At 44.4% G+C, this 26,545-nt stretch carries 22 protein-coding genes; 16 read left to right on the forward strand and 6 right to left on the reverse strand.

The features are described 5' to 3' along the window. The first annotated feature begins 162 nt into the window (after nucleotides 1–162). Nucleotides 163–492 carry a hypothetical protein gene (locus GL182_RS04415; protein ID WP_163378331.1) on the forward strand — a complete coding sequence of 110 codons (330 nt, stop codon included), beginning with the start codon at nucleotides 163–165 and terminating at the stop codon, nucleotides 490–492. 128 nt (nucleotides 493–620) lie between these two features. Then, a complete protein-coding gene (locus GL182_RS04420) occupies nucleotides 621–1,019 on the forward strand; it encodes an STAS/SEC14 domain-containing protein (protein ID WP_163378332.1) in 399 nt (132 codons plus the stop codon). A 53-nt stretch (nucleotides 1,020–1,072) separates the two neighbouring features. On the opposite strand, the gene GL182_RS04425 is transcribed toward GL182_RS04420, so the two are convergent. The 4 genes from GL182_RS04425 to GL182_RS04440 form a co-directional block, all read right to left on the reverse strand. After that, a complete protein-coding gene (locus GL182_RS04425; RefSeq protein WP_163378333.1) occupies nucleotides 1,073–2,317 on the reverse strand; it encodes a hypothetical protein in 1,245 nt (414 codons plus the stop codon). Nucleotides 2,318–2,727: 410 nt separating this feature from the next. Continuing rightward, nucleotides 2,728–3,030 carry a winged helix-turn-helix domain-containing protein gene (locus tag GL182_RS04430; RefSeq protein WP_163378334.1) on the reverse strand — a complete coding sequence of 101 codons (303 nt, stop codon included), beginning with the start codon at nucleotides 3,028–3,030 and terminating at the stop codon, nucleotides 2,728–2,730. Nucleotides 3,031–3,169: 139 nt separating this feature from the next. Next, nucleotides 3,170–3,532: a hypothetical protein gene (locus GL182_RS04435; RefSeq protein ID WP_240469571.1), complete on the reverse strand. Its 363-nt coding sequence runs from the start codon at nucleotides 3,530–3,532 to the stop codon at nucleotides 3,170–3,172. A gap of 210 nt (nucleotides 3,533–3,742) precedes the next feature. Then, the gene (locus GL182_RS04440; protein WP_163378335.1) at nucleotides 3,743–4,015 is read right to left on the reverse strand and encodes a hypothetical protein; all 273 of its coding nucleotides are present in this window, start codon (nucleotides 4,013–4,015) and stop codon (nucleotides 3,743–3,745) included. Nucleotides 4,016–4,145: 130 nt separating this feature from the next. Here GL182_RS04440 and GL182_RS04445 point away from each other — a divergent pair, with 130 nt between their 5' ends. The 13 genes from GL182_RS04445 (at nucleotide 4,146) to GL182_RS04505 (ending at nucleotide 22,372) form a co-directional block, all read left to right on the forward strand. Then, the gene (locus GL182_RS04445) at nucleotides 4,146–4,580 is read left to right on the forward strand and encodes a hypothetical protein (protein ID WP_163378336.1); all 435 of its coding nucleotides are present in this window, start codon (nucleotides 4,146–4,148) and stop codon (nucleotides 4,578–4,580) included. Nucleotides 4,581–4,965: 385 nt separating this feature from the next. After that, the gene (gene katG, locus GL182_RS04450; protein ID WP_163378337.1) at nucleotides 4,966–7,236 is read left to right on the forward strand and encodes a catalase/peroxidase HPI; all 2,271 of its coding nucleotides are present in this window, start codon (nucleotides 4,966–4,968) and stop codon (nucleotides 7,234–7,236) included. Nucleotides 7,237–7,429: 193 nt separating this feature from the next. Further along, on the forward strand, nucleotides 7,430–7,810 hold the full coding sequence (locus GL182_RS04455) for a PH domain-containing protein (RefSeq protein ID WP_163378338.1): 381 nt from the start codon (nucleotides 7,430–7,432) through the stop codon (nucleotides 7,808–7,810). A gap of 137 nt (nucleotides 7,811–7,947) precedes the next feature. Next, complete coding sequence (locus GL182_RS04460; protein ID WP_163378339.1) at nucleotides 7,948–9,399, forward strand: sulfatase; 1,452 nt, start codon at nucleotides 7,948–7,950, stop codon at nucleotides 9,397–9,399. Nucleotides 9,400–9,437: 38 nt separating this feature from the next. After that, entirely contained in the window at nucleotides 9,438–10,286 is an 849-nt protein-coding gene (locus GL182_RS04465) for a sugar phosphate isomerase/epimerase family protein (protein ID WP_163378340.1), read from the forward strand. Between the two features lie 47 nt (nucleotides 10,287–10,333). Beyond that, nucleotides 10,334–12,220 carry a DUF4838 domain-containing protein gene (locus GL182_RS04470; protein ID WP_163378341.1) on the forward strand — a complete coding sequence of 629 codons (1,887 nt, stop codon included), beginning with the start codon at nucleotides 10,334–10,336 and terminating at the stop codon, nucleotides 12,218–12,220. Nucleotides 12,221–12,464: 244 nt separating this feature from the next. Next, a complete protein-coding gene (locus tag GL182_RS04475) occupies nucleotides 12,465–13,721 on the forward strand; it encodes an MFS transporter (RefSeq protein WP_163378342.1) in 1,257 nt (418 codons plus the stop codon). 33 nt (nucleotides 13,722–13,754) lie between these two features. Next, nucleotides 13,755–15,248: an L-fucose/L-arabinose isomerase family protein gene (locus GL182_RS04480; RefSeq protein WP_163378343.1), complete on the forward strand. Its 1,494-nt coding sequence runs from the start codon at nucleotides 13,755–13,757 to the stop codon at nucleotides 15,246–15,248. Between the two features lie 25 nt (nucleotides 15,249–15,273). Continuing rightward, complete coding sequence (locus GL182_RS04485) at nucleotides 15,274–18,243, forward strand: glycosyl hydrolase (RefSeq protein ID WP_163378344.1); 2,970 nt, start codon at nucleotides 15,274–15,276, stop codon at nucleotides 18,241–18,243. A gap of 399 nt (nucleotides 18,244–18,642) precedes the next feature. After that, nucleotides 18,643–19,689 (forward strand): hypothetical protein, encoded by a 1,047-nt coding sequence (locus GL182_RS04490; RefSeq protein ID WP_240469573.1) that lies wholly within the window; start codon nucleotides 18,643–18,645, stop codon nucleotides 19,687–19,689. Nucleotides 19,690–20,036: 347 nt separating this feature from the next. After that, the gene (locus GL182_RS04495) at nucleotides 20,037–20,594 is read left to right on the forward strand and encodes a Uma2 family endonuclease (protein WP_163378346.1); all 558 of its coding nucleotides are present in this window, start codon (nucleotides 20,037–20,039) and stop codon (nucleotides 20,592–20,594) included. Nucleotides 20,595–20,673: 79 nt separating this feature from the next. After that, the gene (locus tag GL182_RS04500; protein WP_163378347.1) at nucleotides 20,674–21,684 is read left to right on the forward strand and encodes a glycoside hydrolase family 43 protein; all 1,011 of its coding nucleotides are present in this window, start codon (nucleotides 20,674–20,676) and stop codon (nucleotides 21,682–21,684) included. A gap of 40 nt (nucleotides 21,685–21,724) precedes the next feature. Then, nucleotides 21,725–22,372 carry a hypothetical protein gene (locus GL182_RS04505; protein WP_163378348.1) on the forward strand — a complete coding sequence of 216 codons (648 nt, stop codon included), beginning with the start codon at nucleotides 21,725–21,727 and terminating at the stop codon, nucleotides 22,370–22,372. A gap of 80 nt (nucleotides 22,373–22,452) precedes the next feature. Here the strand turns inward: GL182_RS04505 and GL182_RS04510 are convergent, their stop codons facing one another. After that, nucleotides 22,453–23,703, reverse strand: a complete 1,251-nt coding sequence (locus tag GL182_RS04510; protein WP_163378349.1) for a DUF4221 family protein — start codon at nucleotides 23,701–23,703, stop codon at nucleotides 22,453–22,455. 224 nt (nucleotides 23,704–23,927) lie between these two features. Here GL182_RS04510 and GL182_RS04515 point away from each other — a divergent pair, with 224 nt between their 5' ends. Continuing rightward, nucleotides 23,928–24,245, forward strand: coding sequence for a hypothetical protein (locus GL182_RS04515; RefSeq protein ID WP_163378350.1), 318 nt, complete (start codon nucleotides 23,928–23,930; stop codon nucleotides 24,243–24,245). Nucleotides 24,246–24,391: 146 nt separating this feature from the next. Here GL182_RS04515 and GL182_RS04520 read toward each other — a convergent pair whose 3' ends face one another. Next, nucleotides 24,392–26,113, reverse strand: coding sequence for a S1C family serine protease (locus GL182_RS04520; RefSeq protein ID WP_163378351.1), 1,722 nt, complete (start codon nucleotides 26,111–26,113; stop codon nucleotides 24,392–24,394). Nucleotides 26,114–26,545 lie beyond the last annotated feature (432 nt).

The following is a 26,545-nucleotide window of genomic DNA, read 5'->3' on the forward strand; positions in this document are numbered from 1 at the left end:
AAAACCGTAAATTTCTTTACGGAATAGAGAAAAAAAAATTACATTTATAATACAAGATTGATTTATACCCCATAAATAACCTTAGTGAATCGCTTCATTCAACATATTAATAGGAACCATCCATTTTCAATAGGTATTTTATTTGGGTTTTTATTGTTCTTTTTGAACCTGACTCTTTACCAGAGTTGGTCTGGAAACAGCCGGGAAACAGTGGAAACCAAAGTCAGCAAAAGCGATTCAGAACGAAGCCCTATCCAAGACCCAGACAATAGTGATTCATCCCCGGTAGGAGAAGAAGACCAGAGAGACAGTCCGGATGAGCAGAATTGGGAGAGTTTCTACGGTTTTGGTGGTATACTTTATGTTTCAGAAAAAGGGAATACCATCTATTTGTTCTCCCTCAAGCAGCTGGAAGACAGCTATTTTAACCGAAGACATGTCTTGCTTTTTGTTCTTCACCATTCGTGGAGGAGTTTTATTTCTGATTATTAGCCAATGATAAAGGCTATCCCTGCCATCATACCTTTAATAATTAATCTCATTTATGGTGTTCACCATACGAAAAGAATTTTTAAAGATTCAGTTTAAACCTGCCACATCTAAAATCAGAACTACAAGACATGTTATTAATATTAGGACCCACCCAAGGAAAAATTATTGCAGTAAAAGTCATGGAAAAAATTACCCATGAGGATTATGGAAAGCTTTTGCCTCTTTTGAACAATAAAATCAATTCCAATGGAGAGGCTTATTTTTACATGGAGATGGAGGAGTTTGATCTGGAGGCTTTTCATTCATTTTGGGAAGAGATGAAATTTGATACCAGTCACTTCTGTAATTTCAGTAAAATAGCGCTGATAGGAAGCACTGATTGGAAAACATCCAGGATGGAAATTGTCACCAAATTTGGTTTCAAAGCAACCCGTTATTATGACACTTCTGAAAAATCGCAGGCCTTATCCTGGTTAAAAAACAGTTCCAAAATAGATCTGCCAGCCAATAAAAAGCAAGTCGTATAAATTGTCTGTATTTCATTGGCCTGTCTTTCGGGATTTCTTGTCCCCCATCCGGATCAGGCAAACCCAAAGATAAAGGGGAAAAGGAAGGTCACAATAATGCTCCAGATAAAATATACCGGAAGATATAGCCCAATGGTTTCCCCTACCCGGGTAATTTGCCCCTGCTTTAAAGTGACCTGATAGAGTTGAAAAGTCACCATCAGAAGATGGATTAAAATCAACACATTTCCTCCCAGAACAGCAGCCCTGTTTGGGCTCATGCCCCATTCGGAGATGCGGAAAAGGATGGCGGAAACTGCGATTCCGTTTACAATCAGGGTGAGCACTGATAACAGCAAAAGAACCCAGATTTCCCTTTTGTGGTTACTGATGTTGGCTATTTCAGAAACAGAAAACAATATGATGGCCATTACTCCAATCAAAAGCCCATTGAAAGTCAACAAAAACTCCCGGTCATTATAGGGGTCTTTTCCTGTAAAGCTCATGGCCAGCAAATACATCAGCAGCATACCCAATACCAAAGGAGAGAAGATTTTAGCGATAACGGGAGAAACCTTCCCGACCAACTGGGGATTGGTCTGGGTCAGATAGGTCCCAGCTATGGGGGCTGCACAGAGCCCGAAAATACCGATATAATCAAAATAAAATCTTTCAATTTGAATGTCAATAGCAGTAAAAAGCCCAATGGTCAGGGCAGTCAAAAGTCCCCCTGCCATCAATATGAGTGTAGTCATGATGATGGTGTCACCATTATACCTCATGTATCCTAGCCATTTCCGGGGATGGTTGCCATTTCCACCCATAAAAGCCCATCCCAAAATCACCCATAGAAATAGAAGCAGGTGCATACTGGAAAGTAGCAGGGTATCGCTTTCCGGCAAATCGGGGAAAAGATTGATATAAACCAACCCCAGCAGGGAAGCCAATGCCATGGGTAAAATTTTCTTTAGAGGCAACTGGTGTTTTCGGATAAAATAGGCCGTTAAGCCCGGAAAGATGATGAATCCTATATTTCTGGCATAGAAGTAATCTTCTTCCAGGTGTAGAATGGCAGGTAATTTGGCAATAAGGCCAGCTATAGCTGAGACCATGATCAGGAACAACAGGTCCTTCCTTGTACCCCAAACAAACTCAGGTTCTGTATAATTTAACCTTTCATTCCAGTAAGCTGCCAGTGGGCTGCCTTTAATTTGAGGGTAAAGGGAATTGAATGTCTGTTTAAAAACTGTTTTGTTGGACCGGTATAGTTTTTCAAGTTGTCCGGGATCGTTTAAGTGGTCAATGATTGATTTTTTCATGTGTCTATAATTTGTTCTTTAATGGTCACATGGAATCTCGCATGTCTGATAGTCATTCCAGTGTGTGACGGCTACGTCATGCTCGATTTCATCTGTTTATAATTTGTTTTAAGCGGTCAGATGGAATCTTTGACGATTAAAATAATCATTGCCCTGTGTGTTTAATGATTATTTTAATCGTGTCGATTTCATGAATTTATCGTTGAATGTGATGAAGCAATGGAATGGCTGAAACCAATAAAAGGAGGTTAACCTGAATGCCAAGGTTTAACAGGTCAATTGGTATTTTAAAAGAACTTTGTATTTCAAAGTGTGTACAACTTTCTATTCTCGTCATGTTTTTTAAGGTCATAGGTTTTAGTTTGGGTCCTCCTGAATAATTTTGGCTATGGTGGTTTTAGGAAGTGCCTTTATTCCGAAAGTCCCTGTATCAGTTTTTCCAATGCCTCCAGGTGTGCATCAAAGGCCTTTTTTCCGCTTTCGGTTATGAAATATTTGGTATTGGGTTTTCTGCCCACAAAGGATTTTTTCACTCCAATAAAGCCTTCTTTTTCCAGGGCCTTTAGGTGGCTTGCCAGGTTTCCGTCCGTCAAATCAAGAAAGGTTTTCAGAGCATTGAAATCCATTTGATCATTTACAGCCAGGGAGGACATGATTCCGAGCCTGATCCGGCTTTCAAACGCTTTATGTAACCCATCGATTGATATTTTCACCTTTCGTACCTGAAGTGCATATAGATTCCGTAAACAATATGTGCCAGTCCAAATCCCATTGCCCAAAGCAAAAGCCCGTAGCCAATGAACCAGGAACTGATCAGCCCCAAACCCAACTGAACAAGTCCCAAAATTTTGACTACCCTAAACGTAAAGTTTCCAGCATTATCAGACCATAAAACAATAAAGAAAAGGGGGCCAAAAGTCCAAATAAACCCTTTGAAATCAGCATAAGGATCAACAGGCCTCCAGTGACCAGGATCAGGATGATTAAGGCCAAACCCATCAAATGCGGCAGGCCTGAATTACTGGTAAGAAAAGCATCGTCAGAGATAGTCGCCGGATTAAAATAAAGTACCTTATATGCGATCCAGGCACCGATCAGGGCACAGGTGCCTGCCAAAATACCTGTCCAACCGGATAGCGACAAGAATTTGGAGGAGCGCTCCATCATGGACCGAATCTCAGATATGTCCCGTATATAATCCAGGTTATTTTTCATTTAAAAGTACTTTTAAATTCAAAGTTAAATCAAATCCAGTTTTTCTGCAAAGGTTGAACAAAATATTTTTTAGGCTTCCCTCAGAAAAAACTGCCATCTTATGTCACCGGCATAGGATGCATCCTGGGAAAATTTATTTCAGGTAAAAACTACGATCTCTGCCGGCTGTGTTTTGTGGATTATCCTGTAAATAAAATCTCCCTCTTCCCGCTAAAACTCTATACGGTAACTGATTAATGGAATTAAAGGGAACTGGTAGGCAGTTTCGAGGGCTCCTTCCATGGGCTCAAAATAGGTTCCCAATGGCTGCACCTGGCTGTGCAGGCCAAACCCCAGACTTAGTCGTTGTTTATCATCCATCGCATAAGAAGCACTCAATCTCGGTTCTATGGAGTTAGAATGATTCAATAGGAGTAGCAGGTAATGCACCCCCACATTCATGGTCCATTCCCTGCTTGCCTTGAAATTGAGTTCATGGCGCAAGGTTTTCTTTCCCAGGAAAGACAAACTGAGGGGGTATTCTCCCCTATTCAGGATTTAAATTTTTAGTAACCAATTATCCTTAAATACGTTTTAATGAAAAAGTTCTGTTTTCAATTGAAATTCCCCGGCCATGAAAAAAATACTACTTGTATTCATTGGAATCATTTTATACTCAAGTACTTCATTCGGGCAAAATTTATTTAAATTCAAGCCTCATACCTTTGGTATGGCTCAGTTACCCAAATTTCCCGTCCTATCTGGTTTTGCCTGGATACAAAACCCCTTGCCCAAACCCGGAGCTCAGGTAATAGCTGGTAATGAACTGCTCATGGCAAATATCAATAGGTTCAGGCAAATTGATGACATTAAAATGCCTTTGCCGGAAAAAGTCACCATGCCCATTATTGACCTTTCCAAAGGACTTTCTTCCAATTTGCCCATTAAAAAATTTCCAGCGGATTATCCCTCCAACATGCCCATAATAGGTGGGAAGACGCAAATTCTTCCAGAGGGTTTGAATGAGGGCGATGCCCCAATTATTATTCCTGATGCCAGGAAGCCCTAGACCTTTTGGAGGACTTCTTTTGGATCAAAATCATCTTTACTTCATGTCTTTTTACTGCTGGTAACTAAATTTCGGTATTCTGGGTAGAAAAAATAAATTTTGTTATGGAATGAATCGATGGGTTGGATTAAATATTATTTTGTATCTGATTCTTTTTGTGGGATGCATGGGAAAGGACCTTTGTTAGTTTATTGGTTCATTGTAGTCTGAATATTTGGTAATTATGATTTAATTCTGGATAAAACTTTTGGTATATCTCCTCATTTCAACAAATTATTTTGAATAGTTATTGTTTTTTTCAAACACCTATTGAAAAAATCTATGATAAAAAGTAAATCATAGATACTATCTTTGGACATTAATAAGCTACAAACAAGCAAAAAGCATGAAGAAATCAATGGTATATAGTTTACTTCTGTTAATAGGAGTCCTATTTTCAGGATGCGAGAATAGTAAAGAACTAGGGAATCAGGCGGATGGGTATTCCGGTGCTACCCAGAAAAGCAATTCCAATCGAATTGCTACCAGCAACAGTGATTGGTGGCCCAATCAGTTGAACCTGAGTATTCTTAGACATAACTCTTCATTATCCAATCCAATGGGAGAGGATTTTAATTATGTAGAAGAATTTAATAGTCTGGATTATGAAGTCCTGAAAAAGGACATTGAAGCGGTGATGACTGAATCACAGGATTGGTGGCCGGCAGATTACGGTCACTATGGAGGTTTGTTTATTCGAATGGCCTGGCATAGCGCCGGCACATACAGGACCGGTGATGGTCGCGGTGGTTCCCGTTCCGGGCAACAGCGCTTTGCACCGCTTAATAGCTGGCCTGATAATGCCAATTTGGATAAGGCAAGACGCTTGCTGTGGCCTATAAAACAAAAATATGGGGACAAAATTTCCTGGGCAGATTTAATGGTCCTTACGGGTAATGTCGCTCTGGAATCCATGGGATTTAAAACTTTTGGCTTTGCCGGGGGCAGGGAAGACGTTTACGAACCGGAACTGGACGTGTATTGGGGAGCTGAGAACAAATGGCTGGGTGATGAAAAACGCTATACAGGAGACAGGGAATTGGAAAACCCACTAGCTGCTGTTCAAATGGGCCTGATTTATGTCAATCCGGAAGGGCCCAATGGAAATCCGGATCCTGTACTTGCTGCACATGATATTCGTGAAACTTTCGGAAGGATGGGCATGAACGATGAAGAAACAGTCGCCTTGATCGCAGGTGGGCATACCCTGGGAAAAACCCACGGGGCAGGGGATGCATCCAATGTAGGACCTGAGCCTGAAGCGGAAAGTATTGAAGCACAGGGTTTGGGATGGAAAAGCACCTATAAATCGGGCAAAGGTCCTGATGCCATTACCTCTGGTTTGGAGGTCATCTGGACATCCACTCCTGCAAAATGGAGTCATTTATTCTTTTTCAATTTGTTTGAAAACGAATGGGAGTTGACAAAAAGTCCGGCGGGAGCGCATCAGTGGGTAGCCAAAGACCCAAAAATGATGGTTCCGGATGCCTTTGATCCGGAAAAAGAACACAAACCAACCATGTTGACCACCGATTTGTCGTTGCGGTTTGATCCGGTATATGAAAAGATCTCCAGGAGCTTTTATGAAAACCCGGAAAAATTTAACGATGCCTTTGCCCGTGCCTGGTTTAAACTTACGCATAGAGATATGGGGCCAAAGACCACCTATTTAGGCCCTGAGGCACCCACAGAAGATTTAATCTGGCAGGATCCCATTCCTGCCGTAAACCATACACTTATCAATGATCAGGACATTGTGGCTTTGAAAACGAGCCTTTTGAATTCCGGTTTGTCGATAAGCGAGATGGTGAGTACTGCCTGGGCATCCGCCTCTACCTACCGGGGTTCGGATAGGAGGGGAGGAGCCAATGGTGCCCGCATCCGTCTGGCTCCTCAAAAAGACTGGGAAGTAAACAATCCGGGACAATTACAGAAGGTGTTGGGTGTGCTTGAAGAAATTCAGGGTGATTTCAACGAGAAATCGGCAAATAAAAAAGTATCCCTGGCAGATTTGATTGTCCTTGCAGGCAATGCAGCGGTGGAAAAAGCAGCGGCTAATGCAGGTTATTCCGTGAAAGTTCCTTTTATTCCTGGTCGCATGGATGCTACACAGGAACAAACCGATGTGGAATCTTTTGCCTTGCTTGAGCCCATGGCGGATGGTTTTCGGAATTATTTAAAAACCCAATACACCATTTCTACGGAAGAGTTGCTGTTAGACAAGGCACAGTTATTGACCCTTACAGCTCCCGAAATGACAGTGCTGGTGGGTGGGATGCGTGTGCTAAATGCCAACTTTGACGGTTCCGGACATGGGATTTTTTCAGACAAAAAAGAGACGCTTTCCAACGAATTTTTTGTACACCTGATGGACATGAGTACCGAATGGAAAGCCAATTCGGACACCAAAGAAACCTTTGAGGGCAGGGATAGAAAGACAGGTGAATTGAAGTGGACAGCTTCCCGAGCAGATCTGATATTTGGTTCCAATTCTGAATTAAGGGCTTTGGCAGAAGTATATGCAAGCGAAACGTCTAAAGAAAAATTTGTCACAGACTTTGTTTCCGCTTGGGACAAGGTGATGAAGCTTGATCGATTTGACCTGATATATCAATGAGGTATGACTTCTTAAGGCTTACCTTTTTGGGTTAAAAATCAACTTTATAGAAAGCCAGATCCTTGGGTCTGGCTTTTTTATTTTTCGCCTGGTGGTTTTCTGTTAATTCCCTTTGAGAAAACAATTTTTCCCATAAAAATGAGTAGATTTATTCTTGTAATAAAACTAAACTGATACGCTGGTAACCAAGGTTATGGGAATAATTAATTCAATATTAGGCAATGCAGGCGCAGTCAATAAAGAAACCCTCCAAAGGGATTACGGAAGAATACTGACCGCAGAAGAGCAAATAGAAACGGGGTTTAAGCTTTTCAGGGATACCTTCATCTTTACCAATAAACGACTGGTCCTGGTAGACAAGCAAGGGCTTACTGGGAGAAAATCCGAATACCTTTCCTTGCCCTACAAGAGCATTTCCCGCTTTAGTATAGAGACGGCAGGAACGTTTGATTTGGATGCAGAATTAAAAATTTGGATTTCTAGTGACTCGCAGCCGACGGTGAGTAAGAAGTTTAATAAATCGGTGGATGTCTATGAAGTACAGAAATTACTGGCGGGTTTTGTACTTGGGTAATGGATTTTCCCAAATGCCTGCTTTTTAAAGCTTCATGTATACCCCATTAACCTGGCAAACCAATACAACTAACGATTGAGTAAATTTATTTTGTATAACGATAATTTTCCGTAATTAATGTCCCTTATTCTATGCCCATGAAAAACCTGATAATCCCCTTTCTATCCAGTTGCTTTATGTTGCTTTCCTTTACCGTTCTGTCCCAGGAGCGGCCAAATATCGTACTGATTATGGCTGATGACCTCGGCGGTAGAGACTTGCCAGCCTATGGAAATCGATTCAACGAGACACCCAATATTGACAAATTGGTCAGTCAGGGAATGCTGTTTCACAACGCTTATGCGGCTCCGGTTTGTTCGCCAACCCGGGCCAGTATACAAGCGGGTCAATATCCTGCCAGAGTAGGTATATTCGATTTTATTCCCGGTCATTGGCGCCCTTACGAAGAGGTTACCGTTCCCCACCACCAGGTTCAGCACCTGCCAGATAAGATAGTTACTATGGGCAATGCCATGCAATCGGCAGGCTATACTACTGGTTATTTTGGCAAATGGCATTTGGGAAATAACGCCGAGCACCTGCCCCACAACAGGGGATATGATAAAGCCTATATGTATGCAGGCGGTGGCTTCTACCAACCCCGATTTGTTCCGGAATATACGTCTGCTGAAGGGGCACGACTGAGTGAAACCCTCACCAGCATGGGGGTTGATTTCATCGCTGAGAATAAAGAAAATCCTTTTTTTCTCTTCATTTCTCATTACGATGTGCACGTGCAGTTGGACGCAGATAGGGACCTGATTGAAAAATACCTCAACAAACCGAAGGATCTGGATTATGCCAGCAATGCCGTGTATGCAGCGATGATTTCTCATATAGACGAAAGCGTGGGTACGGTCATGGAGGCCATCGATGAAATGGGCCTGGCTGACAATACGGTATTTATTTTCTATTCCGATAACGGAGGAGTGGATAACCGGTTTGACAATATTCCACTGCTAGGAGGGGATAGTAAAGACGTTTATCCGGAGGGTCATCCCCTCCGCTATATTGCCACGACCAATGCGCCGCTGCGGGCAGGAAAGGGAACGCTTTATGAAGGAGGGATCCGGGTGCCCTTAATCGTTCGCTGGCCGGAAAAGGTAGAAGCTGGGAGTACTTCTGAGGCAATTGTTTCCAGCGTGGACTTTTACCCTACTTTTTTGGACCTGGGAAAGGGTGAACGGCCACCAGATCAGGTGCTTGACGGGTATTCTATGGTGCCTTCCCTGACAGAAAACAGGTATGACCCGGAACGGGAAGTGTTCACCCATTATCCTGTGTACCATCACGAGCAGCCCATGTCGGCTTTGAGAAAAGGCTCCTGGAAAATCATAGAAAACCTGGTTTCAGGAGAGTTTGACTTGTATAACCTGCGGTACGATGTCAACGAAATGACCGACCTTAAATTTAGTTATCCCGAAAAGTTGGCTGAAATGAAGTCCGCATTAAAAAAATGGCAAACGGAAACCAAGGCCCAAAACCCGGTCCCAAATCCTGATTTTGACCCGGCCAAAAGGTACGAATGGGGTACCAATCCATTCAGGTAAATGAAGTAAAAACGCATCAGAAGCAAAATAAACATACTATGGGAAAGAAAATGTGGGTATTCGTAGCCTTACCAGTACTCTTGCTGGGTATGGCGAGCATGGTAAAAGGCCCCTTTCGTGAACTTTCGCTGAAAAAAAGCGACTGGCGCATGGGCGTAGCTTTGTACTCCTTTAACCGGTTTCCTTTTTCCAGCTCCTTAGAAAAAGCGAAAGCTGCCGGAGTAAAATACGTGGAAGGCTTTGATTTTCATAAAATGGGTGGCGATTTTGGAGAAAAAACAATGAAAGATCTTGGACCCTCAGAGGCAAAGACAGTAATGATGCTCTTGAAGGACAATGGGTTAAAAATGAGATCCATGTACGTGGGAACAGCCCAGACTGAAGCCGACTGGCGCAAAGCCTTTGAACTGGCCAAATCTTTAAAAGTACAATACCTGGTAGCTGAACCCAAAAGAGCCCACTGGGACATGGTGGATCAGGTTGCGGGAGAGTTCAATATCAAAGTTGCGCTTCACCAGCATTCCAGAGAGGCCGGAAGTATTTACTGGCATCCCGATTCGGTATTGTCGGCGGTCAAAAATCACCCCAATTTCGGAGCTTGTGGAGATCTGGGACATTGGGTCAGAAGCGGGCTTAATCCCGTAGCAAGTTTGAAAAAGCTTGACGGCTACCTGATGAGTATCCACCTCAAGGATCTGGATGCTTACGGCCAGTCTGCCAAGGACCGGATGGTAGGCGAAGGAATAATTGATTTTGAAGCAGTGGTTGCCGAACTCGATAGGCAGGAATTTGATGGGGAGGTCTATGTGGAGTGCGAGCATAATATGGAGGATAACCTGAAGGATGTCCGGCATGCGGTAAGCTATTTTGACAAGCTAAGTCCTTGAGGCAAGGTTCGTGCTTTTTTATCAATAAACGTTAAACCCAATTTGTCATGAATGCCAAAGTATCTCATATTGCCATCATTTATCTGCTTGCCGCTGTTTGTTCCGGAGGCATGTCTCTGGCTCAGGATTTGAATTTAGTGGAGAATGGAACGAGCGAATACCAAATCGTGCTACCGGATGATGCGAGTGTCCAGGAGATTCAGGCGGCCATGGTGTTGCAAGATTATTTGCAACGCATTTCAGATGCCACTATTCCGGTACATCACGATGATGGAAATATTTCCGACCTGGAAATCCTCATTGGAAAAGTAAACAGGCCTGAGGTGAATGGTTTATCTCTTGAAGAACTTGGACCGGAAGGCCATTATATAGGGACCCGTGACCAAAAACTGATTATCCTGGGTGGGCCTGAGAAAGGCGTGATCTATGGGGTATATGCCTTTTTGGAAAATTACCTGGGTTGTAAAAAGTTCACTTCCCAAGTGGATCATATTCCCCGGCAACCTACCATTCACCTGGGGCAGATTGATGAGCTGGAAATTCCGGTTTTCTCTTACAGGGAAGTCTTTTACAATGACGTTTATGACCCCGAATTCATGGACTGGCACAGACTTCATTCCTTTTCCGGCAAAGGTTCCTCCCCCACGGCCTGGGGGTATTGGGTGCATACCTTTCACCAACTTCTGGACCCAAAAGAATACGGAGAATCCAATCCGGAATATTTTAGCTATTATGAAGGAGAGCGACATGCAGGTCTGGTGCCATCCTGGGATGGGAAGAGTGTACAACCTGAGGCACAACTCTGCCTGACCAATCCCGAGGTGTTGGAAATCGTCTGCGAAAACCTGCAAAAGGCAATTGACCAGAATCCCGGTGCGAAATACTGGTCGGTGAGTCAGAATGACAATGTCAATTATTGCCGCTGCGAACACTGTGCAGCCTTGGATGCCCAAAATGCTGCTTTTGCACCAGAGGAAAAGCTATACAAAACTCATGGGAGTGAATATCCCGCACTGGGGATGGGTTCCATGCTTACCTTTGTCAATAAAGTGGCAGAGCGGTTTCCGGATAAAATTATTTCTACGCTGGCCTATCAATACACCCGTGTACCCCCTAAGGATCTGGTGCCTGCAGATAATGTGAATATCATGCTTTGTAGCATAGAGAGCACCAGGAATGAACCTCTTGAGTCTGGAGATCCCGCATTCAGTGAAGACCTGAAAGGCTGGGGTAAGTTGACAGATAATATACTGGTCTGGGATTATAACATTCAGTTTTCAAACCTGCTTTCTCCCTTTCCCAACCTGCGCACCCTGCAACCCAATATCAGGTTCTTAAAGGAAAACCGGGTAAGTGCTGTTTTTGCTCAGGGAAATATCCAGTCCGGAGGAGAATTTGCTGATCTGAGGGCTTACTTATTGACCAAATTGGTCAATGACCCGGAGATAGACCTGGAAAAAGAAATGACCGAATTTCTACTGGCTTATTATGGGCAAGCAGCCGGGCATATCAAGGCCTATATCAATTTGATGCATGAGCACAATCAGTGCGGTACCGGCCGGAAGCTTTCCATCTTTGGAGGACCTGTGCAGGAGCAAGATTCCTACCTGACACCGGACCTAATTGTAGCCTACAATGGTATTTTTGATAAGGCCGAAAGGGCGGTGAGGGATTTTCCGGATCAGCTGGAGCGCGTCAGGTCTGCACGATTACCGGTGACTTACGCCATGCTAGAGATAGAGAAAGAAAATGCCGCTGAGCAGTGGGAAATTTTGGAGTCAGGGAAAAAAAGGAAGTTGCCTAATGAAATCAGCGAACTGCTTTACGACTTTATTTACCACTGTATGCGGACCAAGGTAAGCCGGCTTTCTGAGTGGCATACACCCCCGAAAGAATACCTGGAAAAGTATGCCAAGGTATCTTCAGATGAGTAGGGTAATAATGATAAAAGAAGGCTGTATTTATAATGTGAATTTCATTCTTGTTTCAAAAACCCTGCCTTTGATAATTCATCTGTTTATAATTTGTTTACGCGGTCAGATGCCTGCCTGTCGGACGACAGGGAATCTCGCATGCTTTACAATTATCTCATCGTGTGACGTATTTGTCATGCCTGTCTGCTTCAGGTAGGCTCGATTTCATACAGGATTGTATTTATGACATAACATACAAAGATAAATGAGCTCTAAAATCCGCTGGTACATATTGGCATTGGTATTCCTCGCCACCGGTCTGAATTTTCTGGACCGGCAAGTGTTGTCTATGACGATCATTAAAATCCAGGAGGAGTTGCAAATTTCTGATGTGGAGTATGGCTGGGTCAATACCGGCTTTTTGGTCAGTTATGCCCTGATGTTTACAGTTGGCGGGCGCTTGATTGATAAGGTTGGCGGCAAGTTAGGGTTAGGGTTGTCTGTGGGACTATGGTCTGTTGCCAGTGCACTTCACGGTATCATGAGCAATTTTTACCATTTATTGGGGTTCCGTTTTCTATTGGGAATGGGAGAGGGAGGCTGTTTTCCCGGTGCGGCGAAGACGGTCTACGAATGGTTTGATAAAAAAGAAAGGGCCCTGGCCAATGGAGTTGCCATTGGAGGAGCAGCTATAGGTGCGGTCGTTGCACCTCCCCTGACCATCCTGATATCCGGGCAATATGGATGGCGCTGGGCATTTATCATTCCCGGGATTATCGGCATTGTCTGGGTCATTGCCTGGTTTGCGCCATCCTGGAAGAAAAGCTTGCATGCCGTTTCACGTCGGGAAAGTAAGCAAGCAGGAAGCTCCCTTCAGGTACCGCTGCGCCATTTACTTAAAAACCGGACCGTACAAGCGTTCATTCTGATCCGGTTTTTATTGGACCCGGTATTTTATTTTTTGATGTTTTGGGTCCCCAAATACCTCAATCAGGAAAGGGACCTGTCCTTTGAACGGATAGGTGAACTCTTTTGGATTCCATTCCTGGCCCTCGGACTGTCCAATATCCTGGGGGGGTGGTGCTCTGACAAACTGGTGTCTCGTAACCTGACCATTAATGCTGCCAGGAAATGGGTCATGGGCTTTGCGGCTGCGCTCACGCTGGTGGCTCCGTTTATTTCCACCGTTTCTTCCGTAGCAGTGGCCATTTTACTCATGTCCCTGATGATGCTTGCCCACGGCTTCTGGATTACCAACTATATTACGGCTATAGGGGATGTGTTCGGGAATTATGCCACTTCTTCGGTAGTAGGGCTTTCCGGAACGGCAGGGGCGGTTTCCGGAATGATTTTGAATCCGGTTATAGGCTGGGTTGCCCAAAATCACTCTTATGGGCCTTTATGGCTGGTTTCGGGGATCATGTACCCGCTGGCGTTTGTGATACTGCTGGTTTTTGTTCCGAAGATTACCTCAATGGAATTTTCAGCAAATGGGAAAATGGGCCATGTCATAAATGAATAGCCGTTGAAATTTCAAATTTTTAAACATAGAAAAATGAAAAAGCCGATAAAAGATGTAAAGTCCGGGTCTGATACCTACCAGCTTGAAAGGCGCATGGAATCAAAACCCAGAATAGGGGTGTTTGGCGTTGGGTATTTCAAATATTGGTCTCAGTTTGACGGATTATTGGAAGATCTTTTGAAAAAGCAAGGGATATTCCTGGAGAAATTAAAAAAGCACCAGGTAGAAATCGTTGATTTTGGACTGGTAGATGATGCCCAATCTGCCTATGCCTTGGTGCCAAAACTCAAGGCTGCCCATTTGGATTTGATTTTTTGCGACATGCTCACCTATGCTACTTCCAGCACTTTTGGGGCGGTCATTAAAAACATAGATATCCCCATCGTCCTGGTAGCCCTGCAGCCGGACAAAGCCATGGATTATACCCGGGCATCCACCTACATGCAATTGTATAATGATGATATTTGTTCCCTTCCGGAATTTGCCGGGGTGGCGGTACGATTGGGAAAACAGGTGCCGGAGGTCATTATAGGAACCCTTTACGATGATCCGGGGGCAGAAGTGTTGATTGGAGAATATTGCCGCATTGCCAAGGTTTTGCACGGGCTAAAAACAGCCAGGATCGGACATATCGGGCATCCCATAGAAGCCATGCTGGACATGCATACGGATGCGACCATGCTTACTGCTCATTTTGGTGTACATGTGGTGCAGTGTGAGGCCAATCAAATCGTTCACCAGTACCTACACCAGGTGAGCGAGGCAGAGGTAGCCAGGGAAGAAAAGCGTATCCTTTCCTTCTTTGACACACCGGACCCGGTGTCCGATCCCATTTCGGAAAAATTAAAACCAGCTGATTTAAGCGTAGCCGCAAAGGCCTCCCTGGCCCTGAAAAAATTCGTAAATTCGGAAGAGCTGGATGGTTTGGCCTACTATTACAACGGGGAAGACAACAGTCCTACCCAACTGGTCATGTCTAACCTGATCGTGGGCAATTCCCTGCTGACCAGTTCCGGTTTTCCCATGTGTGGGGAATCAGACTTAAAGACCTGTCTGGCCATGTTTATCATGGACCGCCTGGGGATAGGTGGAAGCTTTGCAGAATTTCACCCGGTAGATTTCAAGGAGAACTTTATTCTGGTCGGCCATGATGGCCCGCACAATATCTCCATCGCTCAGGGGAAGCCAGTCTTACGGAGTTTAAAGAAATACCACGGCAAGCCCGGTTTTGGAGCAGGGGTCGAATTTAAGATCAAGGAAGGCCCCATTACCATGCTGAGCATCAGTTCCACCTTCGAAGGAAAATTCAAATTTGTAATCGCCGAAGGAGAATCGGTGGAAGGGCCCATTCCTCCCACAGGCAACACCAATACACGGGGCTTTTTCAAGCCGGATGTGCGAACCTTTCTCACGAAATGGATCAAGGAAGGCCCTACCCACCACTTTGCTCTGGGTATTGGGCATCATGCCGGCAGCATCCGGAAAGTCGCCCATTACCTGCAGATCGAATCGGTTATCGTGTCTTGAAACTTGTATTCAACCCAATTATGCCATGAAAATTTATCATTGTCCATTTCTCATCCTTGTCGGTTTTTGTTGTTTTTCTCTCCAGTCAACATATGGGCAGGAAGAAAACGCCTATCGCCAATTCAATGAAGGGTTTCAGTCGCCTCCTTCCTATGCTTACCCTAACGTTTACCACTGGTGGTTGGGTGGTCATGTGGACCGCCTTCGGTTAAAAGAAGAAATTCATGCATTTAAGGAAGCGGGGGTATCGGGATTTACCATCTTCGAGATCGGCTCCAGGGATACCGTTCTGGTAGGAACAGGCCCGGAATTTTTGGGGGATGAGTCCCTGAAAACCATTCAATTGGCCGTGGAGGAAGCCGGCAAGTTGGGATTGGAAGTAGGATTGAATACGGCCAGTAGCTGGAATGCAGGAGGAAACTGGTTGACCCCGGAGCATGCCGCCAAATCCATTTATCAATCGAAAGCAACCCTTACCGGAGGGAAAAATCAAAAAGTCACCATTCCTTTTCCCGAAATACCGGAAACCGATCCGAGAGGCAGGAAACGTATGATTGAATTCGATAAGGATGAGCGACCGGTTTATTCCGAAGAGATAGTTGTGTTGGCCCTACCTGAGCTGCCCGGGAAGAGCCGGGCCGATACCAGCCAAATCCGAGACATTTCCGAATTTTTCGATCCGGAAACGGAGATGCTGGATTGGGAGGCACCCGAGGGGGAATGGAAAATTATAAGGTACGTATGTTCCAATTCGGGCGAAAACCTGATCTTGCCGAGTAAATATTCTGCAGGTCCCATCGTGGACCATTACGATGCGGAGGCCACGGCCTTTCATTTCAATTACATCATCGACCGGTTGCAATCGGTGTTGGGGGACCTGAGGCAAACCGCCCTGAAAAGCCTCTACATGGCCAGTTATGAGGCCAGGGGCTTTACCTGGACCCCCACGCTACCGGAGAAATTCAAGTCGATCAACGGATATGAAGTGAAAAAACTCCTGCCTATCCTGTTTGAAGAAGCGGAATTTTCAGCCGAAACAACAGCCAATTTCCGGGCTGATTTTCAGCGGACCTTGTCCGAACTGATGATTCATAATTTTTACATGAAATCCAAAGAAGTCTGCCATGCCCACGGTCTTAAAAACAACAGTGAGGCCGGAGGACCAGGCCTGCCTTTGCACAATGTTCCCGTGGAACCGTTAAAAGCATTGGGCAAAGGGCTGGACATTCCCAGAGGTGAATTCTGGATCAATCACGGCCGGTACAATGAAGACGGAATGGATATTTTGCGAGTAGTGAAAGAAGTTTCTTCGGCGGCTCATATCTATGGCCTGGGAATTGTTGAAATGGAAGCTTTCACCTCTTTTCAACACTGGCAAGAGGGACCTTTTGAAATGAAGCCGATCGGGGACCGGGCTTTTGCAGAAGGCATGAATAAAGTGGTCGTTCACGGGTCCACCCACAATCCGCAGGGAACAGGTGTACCGGGTATCGTGTATCATGCCGGTACCCATTACAATGACAAGCGGGTATGGTGGCCTAAAATCAGGCCTTTTAACGAATACCTGGCCAGGGTCTCCTATATCCTCCAGGAAGCGGATTTTCAGGCCGACTTTCTGTATTATTACGGGGATACCATACCCAATTATGGGGGACACAAGCGGGGCAGATTTTCCCCGGGCGCAGGTTACGATTATGACCTGGTCAATACGGAAATTCTCCTGGGACTTGAAGTACAGGATGGCGAGATCGTAAATCCCAGAAATGGAGCAAAGTTTAGGGCGTTGGCGTTGGCGGAGGAGTATGAAATCCATCCTGAAGTCCTGCTCAAACTGAAAGAGATGGCAGAAAAAGGTGCGGTGATCATGGGCCCGAAACCCAATGGGATCGCCCAACGGAAAGTGAAACCCGGTATGCCGGATATGGAGGGTTGGCTGGATGATTTATGGCAACAATTCAATGCACAAGATTTCAATACAGGAGAGGCTGCTATTTATCGTGATGCAAGCCCTGCTGAAATATTGGATGCACTGGAACTTGCACCAGACCTTGATTATGAAGACAAGGCGGTCTATACGCTCGATTATACCCATTACCAAAAAGAGGGAATGGATTTCTATTTTGTAGTCAATACCACCGGAGAATGGGTTTCCCGAAACCTAACTTTTCGCCAACAGGGAAAAGTACCCGAAGTATGGGATCCCGTTACAGGAAAGATATCCCTTGCATCCATTTATGAGCAAAAAGAAAAACAGCTTACCCTGCCACTTACATTGGCTCCTTACGAAAGCAAATTTGTAACGTTTAGACCAGGCAGAGAAACGGAACATTATGCCCAGATCATCGGAGCTGGTTTACATCCTCCGAAAATTAATTTTCTGGAAGATGGTTTTGAAATTTGGGAAGAGGGAATCTTTGTCTTGCAAGAAGGAGTCGGTGACCGGGAAATCCATGGTCATATCCATGAAAAGGAAATTGCCGGCGCCTGGGAAGTTTCCTTTCCAGAAGGCTGGGGTGCTCCTGAAAAGGCCATTTTTCCAGAACTGAAATCCTGGACGACATCGGATGTGGAGGGTATTAAGTATTTTTCAGGAACAGCGCGTTATGAAAAGCAATTTGTACATGCCTTGCATCCTACCGACCATGCCGATGCCAAAACCTATCTTGATCTGGGGGACCTTTCGCATGTGGCGGAGGTCTGGTTGAACGATAAACCTCTGGGCATTACCTGGTCCAAGCCTTATCGCTTTGACGTAACCGATCTGCTTCGGCCCGGTGTCAATAGCTTGCGGATAGAAGTGGCCAATACCTGGTCCAACCGGATTACGGGAGATGCACTAACCGGAGAAACGTACACCCAAACCCATATCGAGGAAACCAATATCAAGGGGGTTGGGCATATCCGGGTACCCTGGGAGGAGGCACCCTTGATCCCGTCCGGATTGTTTGGGCCCGTGGCACTCCGTACAGTTGTGCCGGTCAAATTACCTCAGTAGTTCCAGGCAGCGAGGATTTTTCACGATCAATTGGTACTCCAAAGGGATTAACCGGTCCCAGTCTGGGGGGGCGGTACCCCTGAAGAAACAGTATCTGTTCAATTTGGAGACAAAACGGCAGCTATATTCATGGCTGCATAAAGGTGTCCATGACGCATATCATATTTTTCATTGGTATCAGTCATAGCGCATCAAAGCCTGGCTCGTTAAATTTGCAATGTCAAAACGATAATGATGAGTAATACCTGGTATTTATCCAATTTATTTTCAGGGGGATGTGGTTTTTTACCGAAAGCCCTAAGAGGATTAATTTTATCAGCTGTCTTTATGGTTTCTTCAAACAACAACTTGTTCTCACAGGAATGGGTTTTCAATCCATTTAAGATTCAGATTGATCCAATGGAAAAGCTCTTATTGGTCAATTTTGAAAAAGATCCCGATTCACTTTATGTTGGCTTTGAACCGCAGGTATTCGATGATGGTAAAAACGGCAGGGGGCATTTGATCATCGGTTGGCGGGTGGATGGAAAGGTAGATGTCTACCACCAAGCTTCCTTAACACTGGATCAGGCCAAATATGACATTGTGGGCAAAGGGCTGGCCAATATGGTTGAAGTGGAAATGCCCCTTGCTTCTTTTGAAATAAATGATTTCGGGGTGCAAGCGGATTACCAATTCATTGACCTTTTGGGCAGAACCATAAAAATCCAAATCTTTGAGCAGAACCCTAAGAGCCGAAAACCTTTTGGGCTACTGGCTCCGATGGGGGATGCTGCTGAAAAACCTTCCGCCATGCCTTTGGTGTTGTTGCACGATTTTTATTTTGTCAGAAGGAAAAGCACTGATTTTCTTGTATCCATTGATGGGAAAGTTCATTCGCCGGATGTTCTTCCGTTACCTATGGACTGGATGAATATGTATTTTGCCAGGTACAGCCCCAAGCCTTTGATCGCAACCTTAAATCCAGCCTATGATGGTCCTCTATTGCAGGAACTGGTGGATGAGGGAGTAGAACAAGTTACGCAGGAAAATGCAACTTTGGAATTGGAGTGGGAGGGCGGTTTTCCCAAATTAAAATCCCTTACCAGACACAACCTGGTGCATGATATCAAGTTTTCGTTTGATCCTTCCTTTCCCCATTTGGAGGCGGTGAAGGCAGGAACATCTCAGGAAGGGCATTTTTTGGTTGAAGGCCACCCGTCTACGGGTTCGATAGCCGGAGATTATATGATCTGTGCCAATAAAGAAAGTATCCTCATGGTATTGGTCCCTTCCAAAGGATGGAAACCCAGGCCAACAAAAATATCACTAAGGTTGCTGTACGCCGTGGGTAAGGTATTCAAGCAGTGGCCCGGTACTTACAGGTGGGAAGCCAGGCTGGAAAAATCCAAAGAGGGTGAATGGCACATGAAATCACATTGGAAAAGGACAGGTAAGGTTTTATAAGATTGGAATGGGTTTCAGTATAAATTACGGGAAGTAAGGAAACAAGTATTTTTTATTATCTTGATCACATAGGGAGGCATTCGTTTGTTGGGTTTCTAAAAAGGTCTTTGGAGAGGTTAAACCCGGATCAAGTATTGGCTTTCGTTATGAAGGCTGAAATTGCAAGAAAATCAGGCAGTTTGGAAACTAACACCGCCATGGTGAAGTTGAAAACTACAACGAAGTGACTGATTTTGAAGTAATTTCAGTCTGTAATTATCATGAAAAGCGGAAACTCTATGTTATCAAACCCACTGGCGTTTAAACCTGAAATTGACTATCTTTAAAAACAGAATAAACGGAATAGTATGGCAACTGAAGTAGTAAAACGGTTGATCAATGTAGATGAATACCACCAAATGGGGGAGATGGGCATTTTAAAGCCGGACGACCGTTTGGAACTGATACACGGTGAAATATACGAGATGAGCCCCATTGGAAGTAAACATGCAGGCATCGTCAATAAATTGGCTAGCCTGTTGAATGAGCTGTTCAAAAATAAGGCAGTCGTCGGCGTTCAAAATCCGGTTCAAATCGATGACAGGAATGAGCCCGAACCAGACATTTCCCTATTAAAATATCGGTCGGACTATTATTCATCCGCGCATCCGGCCCCTTCCGATGTACTGGCAATCATCGAAGTGTCCGATGCTTCTATCAAGTTTGATAGGGAAGTAAAGCTGCCCCTCTATGCCTCCCACGGCATTCAGGAATACTGGATTATCGATTTGGGTAACAATTGGATTGAAGTCCATACGAATCCGAAAAAAGGAACCTATGCCAGCATCCAACGATACCTGCCCGGCGAAGAAATTTCCCTGATGGAGCAAAAACTTTCTGTGAAGGAATTGCTCATATTAAGTTAGGTTGGTGTCTTTTTTTTGGAGAGCCAATCCGGCATTTCGTTTTTACTCCTTTGTAATTCAACTTAACCGACCCAACCCCATGAAACAGTTGATTGTCTTGTTACTTTTTATGCTGGCCCTACAGCCTCTTGCCTTTGCCCAAAACCGCCTGCCGGAAATCAGGGAAAACATTCCTTTGTATTCCATCCGGCTAAGCGATCCCTGTATTTTGGCAGACGCTGAAACTTCCATGTATTACATGACTGGAACAGGAGGCTTGCTCTGGAAAAGCAGGGATCTTAAATTCTGGACCGGACCATTTCGGGTTGTCAAAACCGACCCTGATTCCTGGATGGGACCCCGACCAATGATCTGGGCGGCCGAGCTGCATCAGTATAAAGACAAGTATTATAACTTTGCCACCTTTACCAACCGGGAGGTAAAAATCGATACGGTAAAAGGGAATGTGATCGAACGCAGGGCCTCCCATATCTTGGTTAGCGATAAGGCGGAAGGACCGTATCGGCCTATGGAAGATCCGACCTACCTGCCTGCTGACAAACCGACGCTGGACGGAACCTTCTGGGTGGATGAAGACGGTAAACCTTATATGGTATACTGTTACGAGTGGCTGCAAAACTGGAACGGGACCATCGAAAAAATCGAATTGAAACCGGATTTGAGTGGTGCGGTAGGGGAAAGCGAGCTCCTTTTCAAAGCCAGTGAATCCCCCTGGAGCCGGGAGCGGAATGAAAACGGAGACACCATTCCCAACAAGGTCACAGACGGACCCTGGCTATTTAAAACCCAAACCGGAAGGCTGGGCATGCTCTGGACCAGCTGGGTGTTCGGTGATTATACCCAGGGGCTGGCCTATTCGGAAAGCGGGACCTTGGATGGTCCCTGGATACATGAAGAAGAACCCATCACTCCTCCTAATCACGGCCATGGAATGCTATTCAAGACGTTTGAGGGACAACTGCTGATGGCGGTCCACAGCCACCGGGTAGGGGAGAACGGCCGGTACATACGTATCCCCAAACTTTTTAAGGTGGATGATTCGGGAGATAAATTGGTCCTGGGACAGCCATTTAATGGGGAAGTATACTAAACACCCTAACTAAGCGTTTTTTAGTTAAATAAGGTGCCCGATGATTAGAAATACTGCCTTTCTCGCTTTATTGATGCTTGTGTTTTCGTGTTCTGAGGATATCCCCGCACCCGGCGAGCCGGAAGAAATGGAAGAGCCTGCGGAAGTGGAGGAGACTACAGAAGATCCCGCCTATCCGGTTTGCGGATTTGACTTGGATCAGGAGGGAGACCCCTTACCGCTAATAGGCAATTGGGAATTTGTCGGTTTTGAACATCTGGAAACAGGCAATTTTTACCCCTATACCTGTACGGCGAGATTGGCCCATCTTACCCATTATCAGGGAGGATACGACAATCGGCTGGAAGACTATGATTTTCCATTATACCTGAAATTAACGGATCAGGAATGGGCGGAGGAAGATGAAGCATGTCAGGGAAGGTTTAAACTGGAAACCAGGACCCATTTGGGAGTACTTCATTCCTGTTTTTCTTATGATGAGCAGGGAGCGATTAAATTTGAAGTGGGGCTTCCCTATTGGGATTTTCCGGAAGGCGGCACCATTATTTTTCCGGAGGAAAGCCACCATATCGCCTACTCGGAGGGTCTTGAGAAGGCTTTTTCCTACGAAATTGAGGCCAACCGGCTGTATGTGTATTATGGCAACAAGGACTACCGGATGGTGTTTTTGGAGCTGAAAGAGAAATAATGGAGTTATTTTTCAACCTTGCACTGGCCCTTCTTTGAATAGTGGTTTGTATCCTTCTTTGCTTATTTATGAGGGAATGGTTAGAATTTTAAATCCATCACAGCAAATCCCAATTCATCGGCTACATTGACATGGCTCCACAGCTTACCGTCTTTGAAAAACCCGCCTTTTGGCAATGCAGTCAGTCCCTTGATTTTTGTTTCTCCGATAAGCTCCAGATTCTCAGAAAAAGCCATCAGGAAGATTTCCAGTTCATCAGCCGTAGTCTCCGTTTTGTGAGACAGGACCCTACTCGCAAATCGAAAATACCGACCGGATTTTTCATCCCAGATAAAGTTCCAATAACTGATTTGAGTAGCCAGTTTTTTTATTTCCTCCTCAAACTCCTCCTGGCTATGAACCCTGTTTTTCACCGCTTCCGTTTTTTCCAGGGGCAGCAAGGTTAGGGGGAATTCCCGGTAAAAAAGGCTATCCAACTTGGGCTTGTAGATGTAAATTCCATTTCCGACGGTGCAGGAAATCAGTACCCTATCATCAAAATGCTGTAAAAAAGGCAATTCAATCTTCAGACCACCTCCTTCCGGGCCGCCTGTACGGATGGTGAATTGATGGGCTTTTTGGAATTGGGGTAGGGCCATCATCGCTTTCCGCTCAGCCGCAGAGTCCAGCACTGCAAGGTAATAGTCCCGGGTTTCATAGTTGAAGGGAAGTGAATACAATTGATCCAGCGAAGGATTGAATACAATCCTGTTGTTGACTGTTGCAGATTCTACCGGGAATCCTTCAATAATTGTTTCCGGATTCAGATTCCAGGACCTTACTTTTTCTCCGGATTGGTGGATAATGGCCGGCTCCCTGAAAGCAGGGAAGAAGAAGCGGTCATTCCCCAATGGCTGAAAAGTAATCGTAAATCCAGGACTGTTGGGTCCTTCTTTTTCAAAGAAATAGGAATCAGTTAGTTTTAAAGAATCAAGATTTATCCGTTGTAATTCCAACGTTTTGTAATTGAGGATATGGTAGTGGCGGGCATCAGCAGACACAGCACCCATAAATGGAATACCAAAATTAATCAGGTCATCTCCTGTATCCACCATCAAGGTATCCATGGAAAAGGTGAAATTTTCAAGTAGATTGCTTTTTTGGGTTTTTTCGTCGGTCCAATCAGAGGCATCTTTTTGCTTGCAGGAAGTAAGTAATATAAGCCAAACTATGACAAATATTTTGTTCGTCTTTACAAGGCATAATACATTTAAATGGTAGGGGTTGTTAACCAATTTGAATGGATTGGTGCAAATTTTTATGTTTTTATATCGTCGAACAAGCGTTTTCATATAGATCAGAAACCTTTTTTAACCAGAAATGATAATTTCAGATCAATCACACCTCTTTTTGAGTTTGGTTTCATCTAAGATAGGATAAACGATCGTGAATAACTAATAGTACCGTTTAAATGTGTATGATATTTTGAATGGCACTTGATATGTTCTGGTTTTAGAACAATAATGACAACCATTCATTTAGGAGTTACGTGTAGTAGGGGTACACTAAATCAGTAATGATGAGAAGTCAGTTGTTTTTTGCGTTTGGATTTATATTGATTATTTCCTCTTGTTCACCTCACCTTTTTTCCTCCTTGAGAAGCAATAACATGAACCAGCTGGAGTTGGGGATGTCCAAGGAACAGGTTACAGATGTCCTGGGTATCAACTACACCATTGCAGAGAAACGTATGGAAAATGGGATCCCTGTGGAAGTGCTTTCCTATAGAAATTTCCCAAACGATGATGAATTCTATCTTTTTGTGTTTAAGAATAATGAACTGGAAGAATGGTACAGGGAGTTATTGCCTGGTTTTGAAAATAGGGATAATTGATATTTTTGATCCTTTCACTAGCCGGAACAGGCTATGGTTCGGCAGGTAGCAGCAGTGGGAGGCATCCGGACAGGGTAAAAAATTATCCAACAAGCCATCTGGAAGGATCGCTTGTTGGATAAGGAATTTTGCCTGAAATCACGGGCTTATTGCAGCTGGATTTTCAATCTATCGAAAATTTCGTAAGAGGGTATACCGAAGGCCACACCTTCAATACCCGGTCCGGTTAATTTGGCACTGACCACTCCCAATACCTTTCCGTTTTTGTCTACCAATGCGCCACCACTGTTGCCGCCATTGATACTGGCATCTGTCTGGATCAATTGGGCATCGCCCTCCAAGGAACGCAGCCCGGAAATGATGCCCCTGGATATGGTTTGTGAAAGATCCTCCGCAGAAGGGGTTCCCAGTGCGTAAACTTCTTCCGCAATCCTGATGTCTTTTTCAGTACTGATCTGGAAGGGGAGCATGCCCTTGCAATCTTTTATCTGCAAGAGGGCCAGGTCATGCACCTTACTTACCCGGAGGACTTCTACCTCATGAACCGATTGGTCCTCAAAAACTGCCTGTATATTTTCCTGGTTGGAAATGACATGGTAATTGGTAATGATGTGTCCGGATTCACTGATCAAAAATCCGCTGCCATGGCCATTTTGGTGCTTGATGGTCATGGAAGACTTTACCGCATCATTCAGATTGCTAACAAATTTTGTAGGTTTTGGGAGGGTGAGTTCCTCAAATTGTTCCTCCAGCCTGTTCTGCTCCCTGTCATTCAGCAGTGCAATCATTTTGTCCTCATTCATCAATTCAATAAGTCCGAATTCCAGGGCATCTTTGATCGCATCATGGATAACCCCATCGATGTGGTCATAATCCTGAATGGCAAATTGCCCGGACCTGGTTTGCGTTGTTTGAGAATATATCGGTGTCTTGTAGTAATCCAGGGCCTGCCATTTAACCGCCAGGTCCACATATACCATACCTCCGTGATCCACTGTGTAATGGTTGGCTACATGATTAAGGGTATAATCCTGGATAGAAGCGTCTACCAGGAGGTCGTTTAAATAGGTGTTTTTAATAGCGCGCCTGCTGGTGTCAATGTAACCGTTTTCCTTCAGGACTTCGTTGAGCAAATCCGGAAAAACCGTCTGGGTCAATTCGATTTTCTCTGTTTCATCCGAAGTTTTTGTGCGTTTTTTATCTTGCCTCCGCTTATGGTTACGGTAGGTTTGATAATACCGGTATTTGACATCTTCTGCATTCAGGTTGACTGCCACATTATTGATCTGGATGTTTTTGGTATGGGCATCACGATCAGGAATCCGAACCGGTTGTTGGTCCGTTACCAAAAACTTATCATAATCATAGGATTTATCTCCAGTATCAAATAAAGGCCCCAGGGTGAAAATAAAAGGTACCCAGGAAAGGTAATAAAGGGGAGGCCGTTTGTATTGCATAAGGGTATAATGTTCCTCTTTGTACCCTTCTTTTTTGATGGTCAGCTGTTTGGGTTTTCGGTCTCTTTCCAGAAGGTAGGCACCCTGTTGGGGTTTTACCGATTTACCATTTACCAGGACTTCCTGCTGCCCTCCCTGGACCGACACTTTCTGGTATTTTCCATTCCAGATGGTCGCACAACCCGAAAAAAACATGGATACCACCAGACCCAGTGCCACTGTTTTATTGCCTGGAAACCGGGTATAGGAAGCCGAGATCCCGGTCCAAAACCCTTTCCCCATTCCGGGTTTTTTCTCCTGTCTTGGCCTGATCATTCTATTTTGCTGTACATGATCTGGACCAAATCTTTGATCGTTTCCTGTCCACCCTTCCCGGGTGCAGGCAGGAAAATTGCTGTTAAATTTTTCCATTTTTGTTATAAAAGTTAAACTAAAACAATACAACAAACATAAACTAAAAAAATAAAAAAATCAATAAAAATGTAATTTAAATACTTTAAAATGTATTTAGTAATTATTCTACACATGTATTCTCTTATTTTTAAAAATGTATTTGCTGCAACTAATTTCAGAAAATGGTATTATATAGCGGGTGTTTATTAATTTATTTATCTGAAAATTTCATAGTTTTTCACTGATTCTCCGCGCCATTGAACCGCTATTTTTTTAAGTTTCAAACTCAAATTAGGCAAGTTGGGAAACGTTTGCTTTATGATGGAAGCTTAACCCTGTACCTTTGCTTGCCGTTCTTTATAGATTAGGATATGTTTAGCGCCATCATTTTCATCGAAATCTTTTTGTATTTTTTTAGGGATAAATAAATGAATTATCCAGCATTTTGGT

The organism is Cyclobacterium sp. SYSU L10401 (assembly GCF_010993705.1).
Classification (GTDB): domain Bacteria; phylum Bacteroidota; class Bacteroidia; order Cytophagales; family Cyclobacteriaceae; genus Cyclobacterium.